Annotated in this window: 18 protein-coding genes; 9 read left to right on the top strand and 9 right to left on the bottom strand. The window is 45.8% G+C overall.

Annotated features, from left to right (window positions below; genetic code table 11):
* Positions 1-265 precede the first annotated feature (265 nt).
* The 4 genes from ruvA to aspS form a co-directional block, all read right to left on the bottom strand.
* A complete protein-coding gene (gene ruvA, locus NL645_RS06915) occupies positions 266-877 on the bottom strand; it encodes a Holliday junction branch migration protein RuvA (protein ID WP_005390750.1) in 612 nt (203 codons plus the stop codon).
* 67 nt (positions 878-944) lie between these two features.
* Entirely contained in the window at positions 945-1,466 is a 522-nt protein-coding gene (gene ruvC / locus NL645_RS06910; protein WP_012841980.1) for a crossover junction endodeoxyribonuclease RuvC, read from the bottom strand.
* A 91-nt stretch (positions 1,467-1,557) separates the two neighbouring features.
* On the bottom strand, positions 1,558-2,304 hold the full coding sequence (locus tag NL645_RS06905) for a YebC/PmpR family DNA-binding transcriptional regulator (RefSeq protein WP_012841981.1): 747 nt from the start codon (positions 2,302-2,304) through the stop codon (positions 1,558-1,560).
* A gap of 142 nt (positions 2,305-2,446) precedes the next feature.
* Positions 2,447-4,225 (bottom strand): aspartate--tRNA ligase, encoded by a 1,779-nt coding sequence (gene aspS / locus NL645_RS06900; protein WP_253651466.1) that lies wholly within the window; start codon positions 4,223-4,225, stop codon positions 2,447-2,449.
* A 273-nt stretch (positions 4,226-4,498) separates the two neighbouring features.
* Here aspS and NL645_RS06895 point away from each other — a divergent pair, with 273 nt between their 5' ends.
* The 7 genes from NL645_RS06895 (at position 4,499) to NL645_RS06865 (ending at position 11,138) form a co-directional block, all read left to right on the top strand.
* A complete protein-coding gene (locus tag NL645_RS06895) occupies positions 4,499-5,365 on the top strand; it encodes a DUF72 domain-containing protein (RefSeq protein ID WP_253651465.1) in 867 nt (288 codons plus the stop codon).
* Positions 5,366-5,458: 93 nt separating this feature from the next.
* Positions 5,459-6,196: a carboxy-S-adenosyl-L-methionine synthase CmoA gene (gene cmoA, locus NL645_RS06890; RefSeq protein WP_048626189.1), complete on the top strand. Its 738-nt coding sequence runs from the start codon at positions 5,459-5,461 to the stop codon at positions 6,194-6,196.
* A gap of 85 nt (positions 6,197-6,281) precedes the next feature.
* On the top strand, positions 6,282-7,253 hold the full coding sequence (gene cmoB, locus NL645_RS06885; protein ID WP_253651464.1) for a tRNA 5-methoxyuridine(34)/uridine 5-oxyacetic acid(34) synthase CmoB: 972 nt from the start codon (positions 6,282-6,284) through the stop codon (positions 7,251-7,253).
* Between the two features lie 276 nt (positions 7,254-7,529).
* Positions 7,530-8,276 carry an ATP-dependent zinc protease gene (locus NL645_RS06880; RefSeq protein ID WP_012841986.1) on the top strand — a complete coding sequence of 249 codons (747 nt, stop codon included), beginning with the start codon at positions 7,530-7,532 and terminating at the stop codon, positions 8,274-8,276.
* Between the two features lie 11 nt (positions 8,277-8,287).
* On the top strand, positions 8,288-9,793 hold the full coding sequence (locus tag NL645_RS06875) for an inactive transglutaminase family protein (RefSeq protein ID WP_005390741.1): 1,506 nt from the start codon (positions 8,288-8,290) through the stop codon (positions 9,791-9,793).
* Between the two features lie 3 nt (positions 9,794-9,796).
* A complete protein-coding gene (locus tag NL645_RS06870; RefSeq protein WP_104971473.1) occupies positions 9,797-10,765 on the top strand; it encodes an alpha-L-glutamate ligase-like protein in 969 nt (322 codons plus the stop codon).
* 220 nt (positions 10,766-10,985) lie between these two features.
* Positions 10,986-11,138 carry a hypothetical protein gene (locus NL645_RS06865; protein ID WP_005390736.1) on the top strand — a complete coding sequence of 51 codons (153 nt, stop codon included), beginning with the start codon at positions 10,986-10,988 and terminating at the stop codon, positions 11,136-11,138.
* A gap of 142 nt (positions 11,139-11,280) precedes the next feature.
* Here NL645_RS06865 and mukB read toward each other — a convergent pair whose 3' ends face one another.
* Genes mukB through cmoM form a run of 4 tightly spaced genes read right to left on the bottom strand, consistent with a single transcriptional unit; the run spans position 11,281 to position 18,584 of the window.
* Positions 11,281-15,744: a chromosome partition protein MukB gene (mukB, locus tag NL645_RS06860; protein WP_253651576.1), complete on the bottom strand. Its 4,464-nt coding sequence runs from the start codon at positions 15,742-15,744 to the stop codon at positions 11,281-11,283.
* Between the two features lie 2 nt (positions 15,745-15,746).
* On the bottom strand, positions 15,747-16,472 hold the full coding sequence (gene mukE, locus NL645_RS06855) for a chromosome partition protein MukE (RefSeq protein WP_006742118.1): 726 nt from the start codon (positions 16,470-16,472) through the stop codon (positions 15,747-15,749).
* On the bottom strand, positions 16,453-17,790 hold the full coding sequence (gene mukF, locus NL645_RS06850; RefSeq protein WP_253651463.1) for a chromosome partition protein MukF: 1,338 nt from the start codon (positions 17,788-17,790) through the stop codon (positions 16,453-16,455). Before mukF ends, mukE begins: the two co-directional genes overlap by 20 nt.
* A 2-nt stretch (positions 17,791-17,792) precedes the next feature.
* A complete protein-coding gene (cmoM, locus tag NL645_RS06845; RefSeq protein ID WP_253651462.1) occupies positions 17,793-18,584 on the bottom strand; it encodes a tRNA uridine 5-oxyacetic acid(34) methyltransferase CmoM in 792 nt (263 codons plus the stop codon).
* A 114-nt stretch (positions 18,585-18,698) separates the two neighbouring features.
* On the opposite strand from cmoM, the gene elyC reads away from it, so the two are divergent.
* Positions 18,699-19,484: an envelope biogenesis factor ElyC gene (elyC, locus tag NL645_RS06840; RefSeq protein WP_006742121.1), complete on the top strand. Its 786-nt coding sequence runs from the start codon at positions 18,699-18,701 to the stop codon at positions 19,482-19,484.
* A 72-nt stretch (positions 19,485-19,556) separates the two neighbouring features.
* Here elyC and torR read toward each other — a convergent pair whose 3' ends face one another.
* Positions 19,557-20,267, bottom strand: a complete 711-nt coding sequence (torR, locus tag NL645_RS06835) for a two-component system response regulator TorR (RefSeq protein WP_005390726.1) — start codon at positions 20,265-20,267, stop codon at positions 19,557-19,559.
* A gap of 266 nt (positions 20,268-20,533) precedes the next feature.
* On the opposite strand from torR, the gene torD reads away from it, so the two are divergent.
* A complete protein-coding gene (gene torD / locus NL645_RS06830) occupies positions 20,534-21,181 on the top strand; it encodes a molecular chaperone TorD (RefSeq protein WP_047008553.1) in 648 nt (215 codons plus the stop codon).
* The last annotated feature ends 3 nt before the right edge of the window (positions 21,182-21,184 follow it).

Raw genomic sequence — 21,184 nt, 5'->3', positions numbered from 1 at the left:
ACCTGAGAGAATAATGCCGCTCGTTTAACAGCAAGTGGCATATTTCTGTATCTCGTCATCCTGTACAGCGACGAAGGAGCGTGATACAGGATCTTCTATCCGAGCACTTTATGGTCAAAATTGTTTCATTAACCGCTCAGCGCGCTGCAATTAGATTCCTGGTCTCACCAAGGCTCGCTGGAATGACACAAAAACATCGTTAAGCGACTGGCATTAACCTTAGAGAGTGAGTTATCTTGAACAAATGCTCACTGTGAAACCAGCGTTACACCATTGATTTTAGAGCTTCACGGATCATTTGCTCACTGCTCATGTCCGGTTTAGCAATTTGAGACACCACTTTCGACGCTTGAGTCGGCTTGTAACCCAAAGCTAGAAGCGCGCTAATTGCCTCTTCTTCCGCGTTGTTGGATGTCGAACCAGAATCCGCAGGAGCAGCATCCGTAAATGGTGTAAATAGATCGCCAGCGCCCCACCCTTTCAAGCGGTCTTTCATTTCAACAACCAATCGCTCTGCGGTTTTCTTGCCAACGCCTGGAAGCTTAACCAGCGTAGAAACGTCTTCATGTTCCACACAAGTAACAAATTGCGTTGCTGTCATACCAGAGAGAATACCAAGACCGAGTTTAGGACCAACGCCATTGGCTTTGATCACTTCACGGAAAAGTGCTCGTTCTTTTACTGTGTTGAAACCGTATAGCAATTGTGCATCTTCACGGACGACAAAGTGAGTATAAATAATGGCTTCTTCGCCAACATTTGGCAGCTCGTAAAAACAGCTCATTGGCATCTGGACTTCATAACCAATGCCATTAACTTCAATTAACACTTCAGGTGGTTGTTTTTCAATCAGTGTGCCACGAAGACGTCCAATCACTATAAATACTCTTTGGAAATGAATTTGCGACAGGATAATAAAGAACTGGATAGACATCCAGTTAATTTTATCGGTAGCGCCCTTTTCTGGCACTGGTTGCTTTGCCCGCTAAGGCAACGAGGGTTTTGTTCGTATTGGCATGACAAATCGCCACACCTAAAGCATCGGCTGCATCCGCTTGAGGCTTGGCGGGCAGTTTAAGCATCTGCTGAACCATATGTTGAACTTGCGCTTTGTCCGCACCACCAGTACCGACTACAGCTTGCTTAATAAGACGCGCGGCGTATTCGTATACCGGCAACTCTGCATTCACCGCAGCAACAATTGCGCTGCCACGAGCCTGGCCAAGCTTTAATGCTGAATCCGCATTTTTAGCCATAAACACTTGTTCAATCGCAAATACGTCCGGTTGAAACTGAGTAATGATTTCCGTGACGCCAGCGTAAATCTGCTTAAGACGGCCCGGAAGTTCTTTTTCTGAAGTACGAATACAACCACTACCAAGGTATTGCAAATGGCGTCCATTTTGACGAATGACCCCATAACCGGTAATGCGTGAACCTGGGTCAATGCCCAAAATAATTGACATGAATGTTCCTAAAAATGAGGCCGAATGCGGCCTCAATTTCTTATTATTACTTTCTAATTTCGGAGCGAATACCGCTCACTGCACATTGAGTTTACTCTAGAGAGGCCGCAACGTCATCAGAGATGTCACCGTTGTGATAAACCTCCTGAACATCGTCCAGATCTTCTAAAGCGTCAATCAAACGGAGCAGTTTTGGCGCAGTGTCCACATCCAGTTCTGCTTTCGTTGAAGGGATAAGCGACACTTCGGCGTTCTCCGCCTCAAAACCTGCGGCATCAAGGGCATCTTTTACGAGTCCAAAATCGCTTGGCGCGGTGTAAACATCAATTGAGCCATCTTCTGATGTTTCGATGTCATCAGCGCCACTTTCTAACGCCACTTCCATCACCACATCTTCATCTAAACCTGGGGCGTATGAGATCACGCCTTTCTTGTCGAAAAGATAGTTTACACTACCATCCGTACCCAGATTGCCTCCTGACTTCGAGAACGCATGGCGTACGCCAGATACTGTGCGATTTCGGTTATCCGTCATACATTCGACCATGACCGCAGTGCCACCCGGACCATAACCTTCATAGATTACGGTTTCCATATTGTCATCGCCTTCACCACCGGCACCTCGGCTGACAGCGCGGTTGACAGTGTCACGCGTCATGTTGTTAGACAACGCTTTATCAATTGCAGCTCGCAAACGTGGGTTATTTTCTGGCTCACCGCCTCCCTCTTTTGCCGCAACAACGATTTCACGGATTAATTTGGTAAAGATTTTGCCGCGCTTCGCATCTTGCGCTGCTTTACGGTGACGAATATTCGCCCATTTACTATGACCTGCCATAATTCACCTTTTAATGTATTTTGACGCTTAATAGCAAACATGAGCTAAAAAGCGTTGCTTGGGAAATTGCTTTGGAAGTTTCTTGGGTTTATTTAAACAAAAACTCCCGCAGTTGCGGGAGTTTTCTTCAAATGTTGTGCGCTTATTCTGCGTCTTTTTCTTTCGCTGCAGTCACTGCGATTGCTAGCTCTTCTAGCGCTGCTGGGTTCGCAATGCTTGGTGCGTCTGTTAGTAGACACGCCGCTGCTGTTGTTTTAGGGAACGCGATAACATCACGGATGTTCTCGGTACCACATAGCAGCATCACTAGACGGTCAAGACCGAATGCAAGACCAGCGTGTGGAGGCGTACCGAATTTCAGTGCATCAAGCAGGAAGCCGAACTTAAGCTGTTGCTCTTCAGGTGTGATGCCTAGAATATCAAATACGGCTTCTTGCATATCTGCGTTGTGGATACGAACAGAACCGCCGCCAACTTCGTAACCATTTAGAACCATATCATAAGCGTTAGAGTTTGCCGCAGCTGGGTTCGCTTTTAACTCTTCCGCAGTCACACCTAGAGGTGACGTGAATGGGTGGTGCATCGCGTGTAGGTTGCCTTCGTCATCTTCTTCGAACATTGGGAAGTCAACAACCCATAGTGGAGCCCATGCTGATTCGTCAGTTAGCTCTAGATCTTTACCTAGCTTCAGACGCAGTGCGCCCATAGCTTCTGCAACGATGCCCGCTTTATCAGCGCCAAATAGGATGATATCGCCAGATTCCGCTTGAGTGCGATCTAGGATGCCGTTGATCACGTCTTCGTTTAGGAATTTAGCTACTGGAGATTGGATACCTTCCATGCCTGCAGCACGGTCGTTAACCTTCATCCAAGCTAGACCTTTCGCACCGTAGATACCAACGAATTCACCGTAGCCATCAATTTGCTTACGAGTCAAAGATGCACCACCTGGAACGCGAATAACGGCAACGCGGCCTTTCTCGTCGTTTGCTGGGCCAGAGAATACTTTGAACTCAACGTCTTTCACTAGGTCAGCAACGTCTACTAGCTCTAGTGGGTTACGTAGGTCTGGCTTGTCAGAACCGAAACGGCGAATCGCTTCGCTGAATGGCATTACTGGGAACTGACCTAGGTCTACGTTTAGTAGCTCTTGCCACATATCGCGAACCATGTTTTCCGTCACTTCACGTACTTGCTCAGCCGTCATGAATGACGTTTCGATATCGATCTGAGTGAATTCTGGTTGACGGTCAGCACGTAAGTCTTCATCACGGAAACACTTAACGATTTGGTAGTAACGGTCAAAACCAGACATCATTAGAAGCTGTTTGAATAGCTGTGGAGACTGAGGAAGCGCGTAGAAGCTGCCTTTGTGAACACGGCTAGGTACTAGGTAGTCACGCGCGCCTTCTGGTGTCGCTTTCGTTAGTACTGGTGTTTCGATATCTAGGAAGCCGTTGTCATCTAGGAAACGACGAACAAAGCTAGATGCTTTAGCACGTAGCTTGATGCGGTCACTCATTTCTGGACGACGAAGGTCTAAGTAACGGTACTTCAGACGTTGCTCTTCAGAGTTCTTTTGGTTGAAGTCTAGAGGCAAAACGTCACTGCGGTTGATGATTTCAAGACCTGTCGCAAGGATCTCAACTTCACCTGTTGTCATGTCTTTGTTTGCTTGGCTTTCTGGACGAACGCGTACTTCACCCGTTAGTTTGATACAGAATTCATTACGAAGTGTGTTAGCCACTTCATACGCATCCGCCATATCTGGATCAACAACTACCTGAACGATACCTTCGCGATCTCGCATATCAATAAAAATAAGACCGCCTAAATCACGACGACGGTTAACCCAGCCGCAAAGTTCTACAGTTTGTCCTGCAAGGGACTTGTTCAGATGACCACAGTAATGGGTACGCATAATGAAATTCCCAATCTCTCAAATGTTGTTAACTACGCTCTGTCAGCCTCATTGCCAAGCAGAGTAAAGATTCAGTTATACGCTGAATGTCCACGAAAATCGACTACTCAACATACAATTACGTGTGTTTTATCATTCACTGGTGCTTTTTAGTACAACAAATGTTCAAAAGCGCACCAAAGCGAAAAAATTGGTGGGGATTATAGCGTGAAATTACCTATTTCAGCAAAACTCTCGTAAAGTATTCACACGAGTAGCAAGCAGTAAAGAATAATGGATAACTTACCTCTTCGACTTGGATTGACGATGTGGTCGCACAATCAATGGCAACAAAGCTTTTACGGCAGCGGGACAAAGCCCGCTGAACGTTTAGAAAAGTATGCACAGGTGTTCCATACCGTGGAAGGCAACACGACATTTTATGCCACGCCGACGCTCAACACGGTGCAAAACTGGAGAGCAGCAACCCAAGATGATTTTCGCTTTACTTTCAAACTTCCTAAAGCCATCACTCATGAGCAAATGCTAAGAGGTTGCAGCGAACAGCTGAGAGACTTCATGAAAGTCATGGAGCCGTTGCATGACCGTGTGGGGCAATGGACAATTCAATTGCCAGCGGCATTTGGTCCTGAGCACCTTGATCGACTGAAAAAGTTCTGTGCGAGCTTTCCACCTAACTTCCCTCTTGGTGTTGAGGTTCGTCATATGGCATTTTTCTCCAAAGGTGAAGAAGAGCGAGCACTTAACCAATGGTTAGTAGAAAATAACATTGACCGCATTATTATGGATAGCCGCCCTGTCTTTGCCGCTAAGCCAGACAATGAAGCGATCATTGATGCGCAAATGAAAAAACCAAGAGTACCAGTCCACGCCATTGCTACCGCTTCACACCCTTTGATTCGCTTTATTGGTCATCCAGAAGAACAGCAAAATTACGAGTTTTTTACACCATGGCTCAGCAAGTTGCCGCAATGGATTGCAGAAGGTAAACAGCCGTATGTCATGATCCATACTGCGGACAATATAATTGCGCCGGAGTTGGCAGCCAATCTGTATAAAGACATACAAAAGCGTATCACGCTCCCTGAGTTAGCGCCGTTCCCAGCTGACGATGGCAACTCGCAGTTGCAGATGTTCTAACGCAACACATGACAGAGGCGCGAAATTCCCATAAAATACGCGCCTTTTTTGGTGCCTGACGTTTTCAGGCGGCTTGTATGCAGAGATTTGGTTATGAACCCTAAGAGCAATCCAGATACTATTTTTTCGGCTCCAATCGATAAAATTGGGGATTTCACGTTCGATGAACGCGTAGCGGAAGTTTTTCCTGACATGATTCAGCGATCGGTGCCGGGTTACAGCAACATTATTTCTGCAATTGGTATGCTGGCAGAGCGTTTTGTAAAACCTCACTCAAACATCTACGACCTAGGTTGCTCTTTGGGTGCTGCTACGCTGTCTATGCGTCGTCATATCAAACAAGAAGGCTGTAAGATCATTGCGGTCGACAATTCACCTGCAATGGTTGAGCGTTGCAAATTACATGTAAACGCGTACCGAAGCGATACTCCTGTAGATGTGGTTGAAGCGGATATTCGTAATATCGATATTGAAAACGCATCAGTTGTCGTACTGAACTTTACTCTGCAATTTCTTTCTCCAGACGATCGTTACGCCCTGCTTGAACGAATCTACGCGGGTCTACGTCCAGGCGGAATTTTGATTTTGTCGGAGAAATTCGTCTTCGAAGATGAAGTGTCAAACGAGCTGTTAATTGACCTTCACCACGACTTTAAACGTGCAAATGGTTATAGCGAACTAGAAATCAGCCAAAAGCGCAGCGCGATAGAAAACGTAATGCGCCCAGATTCAAAGAAAGAGCATAAAGAGCGTTTCGCTAAAATTGGCTTTTCTAGCTACGATGTTTGGTTCCAATGCTTTAACTTTGGCTCTATGTTCGCAATTAAATAAACCTTGCATACAAAGGCCCTGAATCACGCCACTTTAGGCTGTTATTTAATAATTTTAATACCATCAACTCAGCGATTAACTAACTATGTTTAACTTTGCAAACTTCTACCAATTGATTGCCCAAGACACACGTCTTCAACCTTGGCTGAATGTGTTACCACAACAGTTAACGGACTGGCAAAATGCAGAGCACGGTGACTTTGGTCGCTGGTTGAAAGCACTGAACAAGATTCCAGAAGGCTCACCAGATCAAATTGACATCAAGAACTCGGTAACCATCAGCAACGACACGCCTTTCCACGAAGGTGAGCTGAAAAAGTTAGAAAACTTGCTACGCACATTCCACCCTTGGCGCAAAGGCCCATACACGGTGCACGGTATTCATATCGATACCGAGTGGCGCAGTGACTGGAAATGGGATCGCGTGCTTCCGCATATTTCTCCGCTGAAAAACCGCAGTGTTCTGGATGTGGGTTGTGGCAACGGTTACCACATGTGGCGTATGCTCGGTGAAGGCGCACGTCTTTGTGTAGGAATCGACCCGTCTCATCTGTTCCTGATTCAGTTTGAAGCGATTCGTAAACTCATGGGCGGCGACCAACGCGCACACCTGTTACCTCTGGGTATTGAACAACTACCTAAGTTAGAAGCGTTCGACACGGTATTCAGCATGGGCGTACTTTACCACCGTCGCTCTCCACTGGATCACTTGGTGCAGCTAAAAGATCAATTAGTGTCTGGTGGTGAACTAGTATTGGAAACACTCGTGATTGAAGGTGATGAGAATGCAGTGTTGGTTCCAACTTCTCGTTACGCACAAATGCGTAATGTCTATTTCTTCCCTTCAGCAAAAGCGCTGAAAGTGTGGTTAGAGTTGGTAGGATTTGAAGATGTGCGCATCGTTGATGAAAACGTCACTTCAGTTGATGAACAACGTACCACAGATTGGATGACGCATAACTCTCTACCAGACTATCTAGATCCGAACGACCCAAGCAAGACTGTAGAAGGTTACCCTGCCCCTCGCCGCGCGGTTCTTGTCGCTCGCAAACCATAATTCGCTGAGATTCCTGACATTGTCTTAACTCATTTTACGAGTTAAGACATTACCCTCTTTCCTCGTACTGAGCGTGTTTGTTTTTCGAGTCCATTTGTTACATCAAAACATAAGCACGCTCTAAATAAGGATGCGCTTTTATGTCCTTGATTTTTAGCTTTTCATCACTATTCCTCAAACAATAAGTAATAGAGAAACATTCTTACTTGTGAGGCTTTATTGATATGAGCTAAACTCCTAAAAAATAAACAACTTAATCCAATCCCAAGGTTTTCAATGTTATTACGATTGACCCCGATTGTTGCCATCGCCTTACTATCTGGATGCTCACTAACCAAAGGCGAACAGTACCACCAAGAAACGTTAGCGGCTATTCAAACTTCAGAAGCGAATGTCAATAATCGCATTACTAACTTAGAGCTTCAGCTCAGCAACCAATCGGACTATATCGACAGCCTTGAAGAACAAGTCGATAAACTACAGGTTGAACTTCTGACATTTCGTGATGAAGCAATGGCAGAAGTAAAAAAGCCAAAAGAGCCGATTATTGTCCAATCTCCTGCTCCTGTGGAACCAACACCAACTCATGATATTGTCCTTGGCTCAATTGAAAAGGTCACTATTGACTCCATTAAGCAGACTTTTGATGCACGTGTCGACACCGGTGCCGCAACCTCATCTTTAAATGCAGTTGATATTGAAGAGTTCGAAAGAAACGGCAAAAACTGGGTTCGATTCCACCTGGCAGATACCAGTAAATCCGAAGAAGAAAAAAATACTTGGATTGAAGCGCCTGTCATTCGTTACGTAAAAATTCGCCAAGTTACCAGTGAAGAACTAGAACGTCGCGCTGTAGTAGAACTTTGGGTGCGCGTTGGAAAAATTCATGAAAAAGCGCAATTTACGTTGGCAGATCGCTCGCATATGAACCATCCTATTTTACTGGGTAGAGAATTTATGCGCGACATCGCACTTGTCGATGTAAGTCGTACCTATATCCAAACGGACGAAGATAAAAAATAATAAGGTAGATTATGACGTCAAAAATACCGTTTTACCTTTCAATCATCTTATTGGTGATTGCGGGCATTGCTTTGAGTGTTTTCAGACATGAAAACTACGGCGTGCCTTGGACACCAGGCGAAACTCGTCAGGTATGGGATGTAGAGGCACGTATTGAGTTCAATGCTAACGGCAATGAAGTCAAAGCTTCACTCGCAGCACCTCATACACAAAGTGGTTATACGCTTATCGGTGAATCCGCTTCCTCTTCTGGTTATGGCGTTTCCTACATTAATTCTGATTCTGGACGTCGTGCCGAGTGGTCAATTCGTCAGGCCAAAGGTCCTCAAACCATTTACTACAAAGCGCAGTTCTTAGTGGACCCTCAGGCTAAAGTTACGCCTCTACCACCAACTGAAGACATTACGCCACCAACTCTATCAGCGCCACAAGCCGCGGCGGCAAATGCCCTTGTAGAGCGTGCGATGAGTCGCTCTGCCGACAATGTGACCTTTACTCGTGAGCTCATCAAAGCGCTTAATGACCCAGACAGTCAAAATTCATCGCTACTACTGAATGACTTCAGCCGTACTGATGCACTACATAATATTTTGCTTACCGCAGGTATACAGAGCAAAACAGTCGGTGTTATCGAACTAGAAGATGGACGTCGACGCCAAACCATTCAACCAATGGTTCAGGTTTGGTCGGGTAAAGATTGGGTGCTGTTCTCACCAAATTCCGAACAGAAAGCCGTGAAACCAAACTTATTAGTTTGGGATGAGTCGAATGTATCCCTGCTTGATCTTGTTGGTGGTAAAAATAGCCAAGTTCATTTCTCAATGATCAAGCAAGAAATGACTCCACAGCAAGCAACAAACAACAAGATAGAAGCTGATGGGCTGCTGAATATTTCAATTCATAGCTTGCCTCTTGAAGAACAAGCAATGTTTAAGACCATCATGCTAATCCCTATCGGTGCCCTTATCGTGGTGTTCTTGCGCGTGATTATCGGTCTAAAAACATCCGGTACTTTCATGCCAGTACTGATTGCTGTTGCGTTTGTTCAAACCCAGCTATTAACGGGTATTGTCGGTTTCTTACTGATCGTTGGCACAGGCTTGATTATTCGAAGTTACTTATCGAGGTTGAACTTACTGCTTGTAGCACGGATATCAGCGGTCATTATTACCGTTATTATGATCATTTCGGTGTTCACAGTAGTCGCATTTAAGATGGGCTTAACGGAAGGCTTAACAATTACGTTCTTCCCGATGATCATCTTGTCATGGACAATTGAACGTATGTCTATCCTATGGGAAGAAGAAGGTGCGAAAGAAGTCGCTCTGCAAGGTGGGGGCTCACTGCTCACCGCAGTATTGGTTTACTTAGCGATGACGAACTCATACATTCAGCACCTAACCTTTAACTTCATTGGTCTACAGTTGATTGTTCTGGCCGGTATTCTATTACTAGGTACTTACACAGGTTACCGTCTAACTGAGTTACGTCGTTTCAAACCACTAGCGGAGGACTAAACGATGTTCGAAAGTTTTACTTCGCCAGCTAAGCTTCGCCATAAAGGCATTATGGGAATGAACAAACGTAACCACAGTTATATCGGCCGTTACAATGATCGTTCTAAATACCCATTAGTTGATGACAAGCTCAAGACTAAAATTATTGCGCAGGCAGCAGGGGCGACAGTCCCTGCCCTGATCGGCGTTATTCATAACCAAGCAGAAGTAAAGACTATCCACAAAATGGTTGAGAACTGGCCTGGTTTTGTAATCAAACCTGCACAAGGTAGTGGCGGTAAAGGCATTCTGGTTGTTACCTCTCACAAAAACGGGGTATATACCAAACCCTCCGGCTCTACAATAGGTCGGGATGAGGTCGAGCGTCACATTAGTAATGCGCTTGCTGGCCTTTTCTCTCTTGGTGGTAAAAATGACGTTGCTGTGGTTGAAAACTTAATCAAGTTTGATGACTGTTTTGATGGCTTCAGTTATGAAGGCGTACCAGATGTTCGGATCATCGTATTTAAAGGCTACCCTGTTATGGCAATGATGCGCTGTTCTACGGCGGCGTCGGACGGTAAAGCAAACCTTCACCAAGGCGCTGTGGGCGTGGGCATTGATATCGCCACAGGTAAAGCAATCCGAGCGGTGCAATTCGACCATCCAGTCACCCACCATCCGGATACAGGCAAAGACCTTTCTACCCTCCAAGTCCCGCACTGGGAGCGCTTGCTTGAGCTTGCGTCTAGTGCGTGGGAGATGACAGGGTTGGGGTACATGGGCACGGATATGGTGTTAGATAAAGAAGAAGGACCTATGGTTTTAGAGCTCAACGCTCGTCCTGGCTTGGCAATCCAAATCGCCAATGGTGCAGGCTTGCTTCCTCGTTTGAAACACATAGAGAGCCTCGGCACACCTGCCGAGTATCCAAAGCCGATTGAACGTGTCGCCTACGCAGCAGAGCAGTTTGGGGTAAAACCGCAGTTCTAATCGCCAATCACAATATCATTCGCCAGTAATTGTTCGGATTGCTGGCGTTTTTTGTTTCCGTTTCCAAAACCGTCTACCTACTCATCTTATTAAACAAACCTATCTCACCTATAACTTGAATCAATGATCGAGCTAACAGAATCAACATAGATCGTTTCTTTTCTCCTTTAACTTTTGAGTATGATGAGGTCTCCCCTTACTCAACTTGAGAGGTTGAGAAATGCTAACAAAAGAAACAGATAACGATGAACCAGAGCTTGAAGAACAAGAGAGCTTAGACCAGCATTTACAACGCTTGTCTGAGCTTTCTGTCCAAGCACTTGAAGAGCTTGCTGAAATGATCGATATCAGAGACGATATTTCAGAGGAATAAAACTTAGCCTCCCCGCTAAGTTCTATTAATAAGCCGAGACTGTCGTCCTACAGTCTCGGCTTATTTTATACGCTTTGAAGCCTCCCGCTAACAAATACAAAAACGCCCGCGTTCATTGCGGGCGTTTTGCTAGATTCGGAGTTTACGATTCAAACTCTTCGATCATCTCTTGCGCTTCGGTCTTAGGCTTATCCGTTTGACCAAAACCACGTAGACCAACTACGTGTACGTGCTCATGGTCTTTAAACACCTTACGCACCAACTTGTAGGTAGTACCTTTCTCTGGGCTGATGTTTTCTGGTGCCGCAATAAGAAGCTGCATATCCAGACGGTCACACAATTCGAACAATGTCGCGATCGATTTCGCATCCAGACGCGCTGCTTCATCCAAGAAGAGCAGACGACAAGGCACAATGTCTTTGCTGCGAAGACGACGAGATTCTTCTTCCCAGCTTTGAACAACCATCAGGAGGATTGACTGACCAGTACCGATCGCTTCACCTGTTGATAGCGCGCCAGACTCAGCCTGTAGCCAACCATCTGTACCACGGTTCACTTCTACACTTAGCTCTAGGTAGTTACGGTAATCCAGTAGCTCTTCACCCAGAACCTGAGGAGAACGTTGACCCATATCGATATGTGGGTTCACACGTTGGAACAGTTTCGCCATTGCTTCAGAGAAGGTAAAGCGAGTCGATTCGAACAGATCTTTATGCTGCTCTTGTTGTGTCGCTAGACCGTTCAGTAGCACTTCGTGACTTTCGCGAATTTTCACGTTTAGACGTACGCCCTTCACCTGACCGAACGAGATGTTCGACAAGCCTTGGTTCAGCATACGAATACGGTTTTGCTCACGCTGGATCGTCTTCTTGATGATGCTCGCTACCGACTCAGAGCTGATCGCTAAGCGGTTTTCACGTTGCGTTAGCTCTTCCGTTAGACGCGCCAGTTCCACTTCCATCTCTTCGATCGCTTCTACTGGGTCATCGGTGCGGATGATGTCCTGACGAATACGCTCACGAAGGTGTTGGTAAACAGCAATGTAGAACAGAACTTTACGCTCTGGGCGAGCGTTGTCTTCAGACAAACGGAGTGCATCACGCAAGTCATCATTGTTTGCAACAGCAAGACGCAGCGCACCCAACGATTTATCCGACATGGAACGCAATTCATCTGCCGACATATACGCCAGTTCACGCTTGTGTAAACGACGCTCAACATCGTTTTCACGCGCTAAGCGAAGTACTGAACACCAACCCGCTTTCGCTGCAACGACAAATTTGCGCAGCTCTGCGTATTCTTTCTGAACTTTCTTCAGACGTTTCGCTAAGCCTTTCATCTCAAGCTCGGTCGACGTTATCGTGCGCTCGTATTCACTCTTACGACTACGTGAAGTATGTAAGCGTTCGTGCAGTTCGTCACGACGGCGCATTGCACGCTCTTCCGCACCTTCGTCGGCATTTACACCATACTCTTGCAGCTCTTGTTTGAACTCTTGTACGGTTTCTTGCTTAGCTTGATGCGAACTCTTCAAAGACGCCAATACTTGGTTGTATTGGTTCATTTGTCCTTGTGCTTGCTTCAACTCTTCACGAGAACGAGTACGAGTCTGTTCAGCTTGAATCAACTTCGCTTTTAGCTGCTCACTCAGTTCGCTACTTTTGTTCAGAAGATCAACCGAGTCTGAGTAAGCGAAGTAGTGACGACGTTCAACCAGATCCGAGAGTGCAAAGATTTGCTTCTTAAGATCTTGTAACTGTTCATCTGCCGCTTTGTATTCTGCTTCTAGTGCATCGAATTGCTCTGGGTCAGCATCAAGCTCAGACGCAATATTCTCTAGTTGCGCGACGGCTTTTGCATGATTGTTTAAGAAGTTTTTCGCCTCTGCAAGCTGAGCGATTTTCTCTTCTAGCTCATCAAAACGCGCTTGCAATGATTCATCTTCAACAAGCACCATGTGTGATGCTAGCTTGTCCAGAGAAGACAGTGCTTGCTTACTAGTTTGAAGCTGAGAGCGTTGCTGCTGCTCTTTTGCATCCAGATCCGCCAGCACGCGAGCGATTTGGTTACGCTTATCACGAATGGTTGCGAGCGCTTGTTCTGGATCGGCGTCAAAAGCAACTTGAATATGGTTAGACACAAATTGGTTAAATGCTTGGTACAAACGCTGCATTTTCTGAGAGTCAAACGCCGCTTTTGCGTGTTTCTCTACCACTTCTTCTCGTTCGTTACGCAGCAACTCAAGACGCTGCTCACGTGCTGCACGACCAAACAATGGGATCTCAGGCAAGCGAGAGTAACGCATTTGGCGATCGTTCATGCGAACACAAACCGCGCCCTCTAACTCTTCTGCATCGAACGAGCTGTCATCAAAGGCATCGATGTCACCTTCAATGATGTACAAGTCTTCTGGACAGTCGTCTAGCTCTACCAGTTTCTCTTCGATACCTGACAGGTCAGAAACAACGATAGCGTGACGAGCCGGACCGTACATCGCACTGAAGTAAGGCGCGTCATCAATCGTGATGTCATCGTAGATCTCAGACAGTAATACACCGCCTAAAGTATCAGCCAAACCTTTCAGGCGAGGGTCGTTTGAACCACCAGGAGAAGCAAGACGTTCAATCTCAGTGTCAAGCTGACTGCGACGCTCAGCAAGTTTATCTTTAGCTAAGGACAGCGCCCTTTCTTGCTCAAGAACAACCTGCATGTGGTTCATTACCGCATGGCGATCCTCAAGCTCTGCCCCACTCTGCTCTCTCAGTTTCTCTAGCGCATCGTTCGCCGCAATCCAAGCTGGCGCTATCGCTTCAAGCTTATTGATTTCTGCCGCCGCGTTTTGCTCTAGACGGCGCTGTTCACCACGCTGATCACGAACTTCTTCTTGAGCTATCTCTAGTGATTCGATTTGCATCGCATGACGTTCACGCTCTTGTTCAAACGTAACCTCATCGGTTAGTTCAACGTGATATTGCTTTTTGTATTCAGCAACCAGTTCACGTGCTTGACGTTGCTGATTGAGGCTACGCTCAAGATCGCGATGTTGCGCTCGCCATTGCTGTTCGTTTTGTGCAATTTGCTGTGATTCTCGAGCTTTAACGATTGCCAATTTTGCGTGCTCAGAGGCTTCTTTGCGCTCAACAGGGCCAACGATGCTCTGTACAAGCTTCAATGCAGTATCAAACTGCTCTGCCGCAGCTGATGACATATCGAGCTTATGTTTCACAGACAACAACGTATTGGTATTTTCTGACTCTTTGTTTTTCAGCTCCGCCACTAACGCTTGTGCGGATTCTGCCGTTAGGCTGTCATCGCCAAGTAGCTGCTTCGCTTTCTCCAGCGCTTGAACTGCTTGTTGATATTGAAGGGCGCGAGTTTGCTGAACGTCAAGAGCTTGCTGGTAATCAGCAAGTTGCGTCTTAAGGCTGTCCACCTCTTCTTCTGCAACGGTCGCTTGCTCTTCAGCCATCATCACGCGTTCTTGCGCTTCTTCCACTACCATCATTTGTTCTTCAAGACGCTCGCTCAGCTCTTCAAGATCTTCTTGGTAACGTTCGATCTTCTCTTGCTGACGCAGCGCGTTTTGCACCAGTTGCAAGTGATCCGAAGCCGCTTGGTAGTCTTGCTCTAAAGAAGATTCTGATTCGATCAGCAGTTCCAGCTCTTCTTGAACGTGATTAAGCAGATTGTTTTGCTCAATCAACGTCTCGCGTGAGCCAAAGAGCTCAGAGCGCAAAGATAGAGTTTGTTCAAGCTTGTTGCGACGATCGTTAGCATGGCGCATGTAGTCAGCAGCCACGTAGTTTGTCGACTCTGTAATCAAGTGCTTGAACAAGTCACGGTCTGCTTGCGTAGTTTTGATCGCTTCTAGCGTCATGCGGTTTTCACGCAGCGCCGATTCCATATCTTGGAACGCTTTCTTCACGCCGCCGTTTTGTGGCAGAAGGTAGTCACGTAGAGAGCGCGTAATCGCACTTGAAATACCACCGTAAAGCGATGCTTCGATCAGACGGTAGAATTTAGAGCGGTCACCAGAGTTGCGCAGTTTCTTCGGAATAACACCGAATTCAAACATCTGCGCATGGTAATCAACAATAGAAGAGAAGGCTTTGAATTGAACACCTTCAAATTCCGCGATCGATTCTTTTACTTCGTTGATTTGACGTACACGAGCTTGAGTCGCAGATACGCTTTCAACCAAAATATCTGTTGGTTTTACATGGCTTGGAAGGCCTTGAATAACAAACGGTTTGATGTCTACTTTCTTATCACGACCCGCAACTTGCTGCAGTTTTACTGCAAACAGTAGGCGTTGGTTACGTGAGTTCACCACATCTAGCGCCGCATAACATGCGCCCGGCTGCAGCTTACCGTATAAACCTTTATCGCGAGACGATTGGCTGCTGCCCGCTTCTGTCGTGTTACGGAAGTGCAGTAGCGTTTGGTCAGGAATCAATGCGGTGATGAACGCCGCCATTGTGGTTGATTTACCTGCACCGTTACCACCTGATAGTGTGGTGACCAGACCATCGATGTCAAACGTACGGGCAAAGAAGCCGTTCCAGTTGACCATGGTCAGCGATTGGTATTTACCGCGTTCAATCATGCTCATGCTTCACCCTCTTCTGTTGTTTCTTCTTGGGCTTGGTCGTCTTGATCTTCTTCAGACAATAGGCTGCCTTGGCTTGGCTCCTTGGTGTGCACTACCGCTTCACCATCACGGATCAGACGTAGCTGCGCTTCACGCATATCATCGCCAATACGTACATCGGCACCAAAGCGGAATACCGCTTCACTGATGCTGAATTTACCGGTCTCACCAATGTTGATGATCATGCCTAGACGACGCAGACGACGAAGTGACGTACGTACTTTTTCAAACAGCTTTTCTTTATCAAGGTCAGAACCGGTAGCACGGTTCGTCACTAGCTTCATCAGCTTGTTTTCATCAGCCAGAGCAAGTAGCTCGTCGTACAACTCTTGGTTAGTGAAGATGCCTTCGTGCGCAAGACGCTCTGGGCTTAGGTAAAGGAAACACAGTACCTTACCCACCAGCATATCCAGCTCAGAAAGCACACTGCGGCCAATCAAAGAAGTTGAACGAGGACGAAGGTAGAAGAAACCTTCTGGCGCTTTCACCAATTCGGTATTGTAGCGCTGGTAGAAAGAAGAAAGCTCAAGTTCGAAGTCCGATAACAACGCGTGGTTATCCAGATCTTCACTTGAGATATGACGCCCTGCTCGTAGCATGCTGTCTAGCGCTGGGAACAGAGGGTTAGAAATTGCTTTTGCCAGTTTATCTGACATGTATTCATTAGTATCGGTCGATGACATTCGCTTGTACCTTTGCCCCAAATTCGTTGATCGCTTTCCAGTCTGGTTGAATCGCTTGGTAATCCGATTCTGAATACCCTAGACGCACAGCTTGATCGACAATAATGCGAGCTAAATCAAAATGATGAGTGTAAGGATGCTGTGCAAGGTAATCTCGCAATACCACACTCAAGTCGATTGGCGTGCCTTGATCTTTATGCGCTTTTAGCATGTCACCAATTCGTTCAGACAACTCATCATTGACTTGTTGAAATTCTTCATACTCTACTTCCATCGGAACTTGGCCGGTCACTTCGTCATCACGTAGCACCAACGCCTCATCACGAAGGTCAGAAAGCCTTTCCGCATCTGCATAAGTCAGATACCAAGGCGTATCAAAATAGTCTTTTATCGATTGACGCAGACGCGAGCTAAATGCACGGTTCTTATCCATATCGATAGCGGTACGGATGAACTTGTGCACGTGTCGGTCGTAGCCAATCCAGAGGTCAATCGCTTGCTGGCCCCAGCTTGTGATTCGGTCTAGCTTCATTTGCAGACCAAACAAGGCTTCTTCAATAAACTCAAGCTCAGAGTCACCATAAACAATCTCTTGGATGTCTAGGATTTGAGTTTGCAGTTCATCACTCGCGGCTTGCAGCGTATCTTGAAGTTCACGCAGCGTGCTGGAGGTTTCGGACAATAACGCTTCACAGTTGTTGATTGCTTCACGCCAGTCTTTGTTTAGCAGGTCGGCAATTTGTTGTTTCACAGATTGCTGCTGCTCATCCATGACACGTTGGTTGAGGTCGATTTGATCGAAGATTTCGCCTACAGAATATTTTAAAACTCCGTATACGTTTTTCTTCCAGTGGCCCGGTGTGCCACCTTTTTGTGCTGCCTCAATCGCTTTCGCCATTTCATCTGCCACCATAGACAGTTGAATAGAAAGGCGCAGTTTCGAGAACTCACGATGACGCACGTAGTAATCGGTAATTCCTATCGCTAAAGGCGACAAGCGGTAAATGCTCGCTCCATCAGTAATCTCACTGACAAAACGGCTAATAAGGCGCTGCTTTACCATCTCGTTGATGGCGTTGTTAGCACGAAAAGCGGATGCTTCGCCAGTCTCATCAAATAATCGAGTGACGATGGCAAACGCATCATGCAATTCACCTTCACCCAATTCTTCATCGAACCTTTCATTACTCAGTACGGCAATGGCTATTAAGAATGCCAATCGCTCTGTGGTCAGGTTCAACGAGAAATCGTGCTGCTTAACCCAGCCAACCAACTCATCGATTGGTTGCTCTGCAGCATTGAGAGTCATCTCACTCATTGTTATTCCTGTTTATCGTTCTTTTTAGCCCACACATGAATGTAGCGGCCTAATGAGAGGTATGGCTCTTGTCGACAAAGTTGTTTTTCTAGCGCCAACACATCTTCAAACTCGTAATCGCCCATGTATTGCATATTGCCTATGTAATCACTAAATGAGCGGATACCAGATTTACCACAAATACTAAAGCCTGAATCTTCTATCCATTGGTAGACTTCTTCAGGTTTTAAGCCTTTTTGCGGCTGTAGTTTAAATCTTTTTCGGTGAGGCATGCCGTCTAATATATGAGGAATGTTGCCACAAACCACGTTTTTATAGACTAAACCATGGTGGTTATAGAACATCACTGATGCGATGCCTCCCGGTTTTACTTGTTCTAGTACCGTTTCAAGTGCGTCCTTAGGATCGACCAACCACTCCATGACGGCGTGAAACATAACAAGATCCACCTGTTCATCCATATGCTCACCAATGGATTGGACAGGCGAATGAATCAGGCGATACTGCTCAAGCAAACCGTTTTTTTCAATATCCTGCTTAGCCAACTGCAGCATTTCCGAAGATAGATCACATAAAGCGATTCGATGTCCGAGCTTAGCAAGCTTTTGCGACATTTGTGCCAAACCACCACCAGCATCCAACACCTCTAGGGGTTGCTGGTCAGCATCTAATTCACTTAGAATCTGTAGAAAATCTTCCCACACAATGATTTGGCGGATCTCCCCTTTGTCGGAGCCGTAAATATTTTTTGCAAATTTGTGGGCGATATCGTCGAAATTGCGGTCTTCTGTCACTTCTGCTGAGTTATCATAACGGATTGTGCCGCTATTCTGGCACAAGGAAAGCAGGAATAAAGAGGGGTACCCTCATTTTTATTATCAATTGATGTTTTTTCGGACTATTTATGTATGTTTGAGCTGAAAAAAGTAGTGTCAGCCTTGCTTATGCCACTTCCGGCATTGCTGCTGATAGGCTTGTTGGGTCTTGCTCTCATTAGTTTTACCACAAAACGTAAAACTGGCTGCTTCGTTGTTCTATTCTCTTTTGTTGGCATTTTTCTTGTTGCCTTCCAACCTGTTTCAACCAAGCTTCTTATGCCATTAGAGCGAGAGCATAAAGCCTTTTTGCCAGTTTCTGGCACCATCGACTACGTGATGGTTTTAGGGAATGGTCATGTTATCGATGACGAAATTCCACCCACCTCGCAGTTAAGCCGTGCAGCATTAATGCGCTTAACTGAAGGCATTCGTATTTTAAGAATGTATCCAGGTGCTAAATTAATTTTGTCTGGCTATGCTGGCGGTTCTGAAATTAGCCATGCGAGAATGATGGCGAACGTTGCCCTTGCGTTGGGAGTCGCGAAATCCGATATCATTTTATTAGAAGATGCGAAAGATACGTGGGAAGAGGCGCGTCAAGCGGCTGCATTCGTTCAACAAAAGGAGATTGTGTTAGTCACTTCTGCGAGCCACATGAGCCGTGCATTGTATGAGTTCAACGCAGCAGGCATTAAACCAATCCCAGCCCCGACCAACTTCTTAGCTATTAGCGAAATCAGTCAACCTTGGGATAAATACTCACCTAAAGCGCGTTACTTAGAACAAACGGAGCTTTATTGGCATGAGTACTTGGGCAGCATTTGGCAAAGATTGCGTGATACTGTCGGCCAAACACCAATGGTTGAAGCAAAGTAGTACTATCTTGAAACCACAAAAAAGGAGAGCCGAAGCTCTCCTTTTTCTTTTTAAGACTTAGGTTTGTTCAGTTTAATCACCAGCAAACATATAGCCTTCGCCGTGCACCGTCACAAAAATTTGCGGGTTCTTTGGATCAAACTCCATTTTTGCGCGCATACGTCGAATAAGAACATCAATAGTACGATCATTGGGAGCATCAACTCGGTGGCTGATCATATTCAAAATACGCTCGCGACTTAACACCTGGTTAGGGTAAGACGATAACGCCACCAAAAGTTCGTATTCTGCTTTGGTCAATTTTACGGGTTCGCCGTTACGGCTCAGCGCACGACGTTGAATGTCGAATGTCCACTCTCCAAAACGTACAATATGTTCTTCACTGGTTTCGTTCGCTTTCGCGCTACCGCTACGCGCTGCTGAAATACGCCACAGCAAGTTTTTAACGCGAACCAACAATTCCCTCAGTTCAAAAGGTTTTGTCACATAATCGTCAGCGCCCATTTCTAGGCCTACGATTTTATCAATGCTATCCGTGCGTCCTGTTACTAATATGATACCAATATCCGATTGGCTACGTAATTCACGAGTAAGCATCAGGCCGTCTTCACCCGGCAGGTTGATATCCAGCATGATCAGGTCTACATCGCCCGCTTGCAGGACCTCACGCATTTCTGCGCCACTCTCTGCTTCGCTGACTTGGTAACCCTCATTTTGGAAATATCCCGCAAGCTTACTACGAGTTACAACATCATCTTCTACGACTAATACGTGATAGCTCATTTACACCACTTTTCTGTCTTCTTATTATCCAAGACGTATTCTATTCATAACTAGTAACATTTCTAGTCATAGATACATTAAAAAGCAAGATTTAGCGTTTTTATTGATTCAAAACAAGCTTACCCATCGCTATTAATAAACGTTAATTTTTGACCATAAAACATAATAATTATAGTTACTGCTATTCATTTTAATTGATTACACTTAGGGGATATCCCTAATTGACTTTGTGATGCACAACTTGAAGCATCATTCAGGAGCCCAAAATGCAAGAAGTGAAAGCTTTTAATGAAAAACGCGCTGAAATTTACTGGTGGTTTTCGAGCTTGTTCGCAAAAGAGCTAACAGAGAAAGAGCTGGAAGCCTACCACAGTGTTGAAATTCGTAGTTTTCTAGCAGGTTTAGGTGAAAATGAGTCGCTGAAACCAGCCGTTGATAGCCTCGTTGATGCGCTAAACCGATTGCAAGATCGTGAAGACGCTCAATTGGAGCTTGCTGCTGACTTTTGTGAACTGTTTTTGAAGACAGAAAAATACGGCGCTCTTCCTTACGCATCGATGTACATCGGTGAATCAGGTTTGCTGAATGACAAGCCAGCCGAGGAAATGGAAAAGTTGATGGCAGAATTTGGCGTTCAAGTAGATGAAAATCTAAAAGAGCCTGCGGACCACTTAGCCGTTGAACTCGACTTTCTCGGCAACATGATTATCCGCTCAAACGAACTTGAGCAAGAAAAACACATGGAAGAAGCCTTCGTTAAACAAAACGACTTTATCCAGAAACAGTTAATGTCTTGGTTACCTCAGTTTGCAGACAAATGTAAACAATTCGACGAATTTGGGTTCTACTCGAGCGTCGCGAAACTATTAGTTGCATTTTGTAAACTAGACAGCGCTTACCTTCTTGGTGAATAATTG

The sequence above is a fragment of the Vibrio sp. Y51_MX_L26 genome, assembly GCF_024181935.1.
Taxonomy (GTDB): Bacteria; Pseudomonadota; Gammaproteobacteria; order Enterobacterales; family Vibrionaceae; genus Vibrio; species Vibrio diabolicus.
The sequence above is the reverse complement of the archived record's forward strand: the minus strand, read 5'-3'. Positions and strand labels throughout refer to the sequence as shown.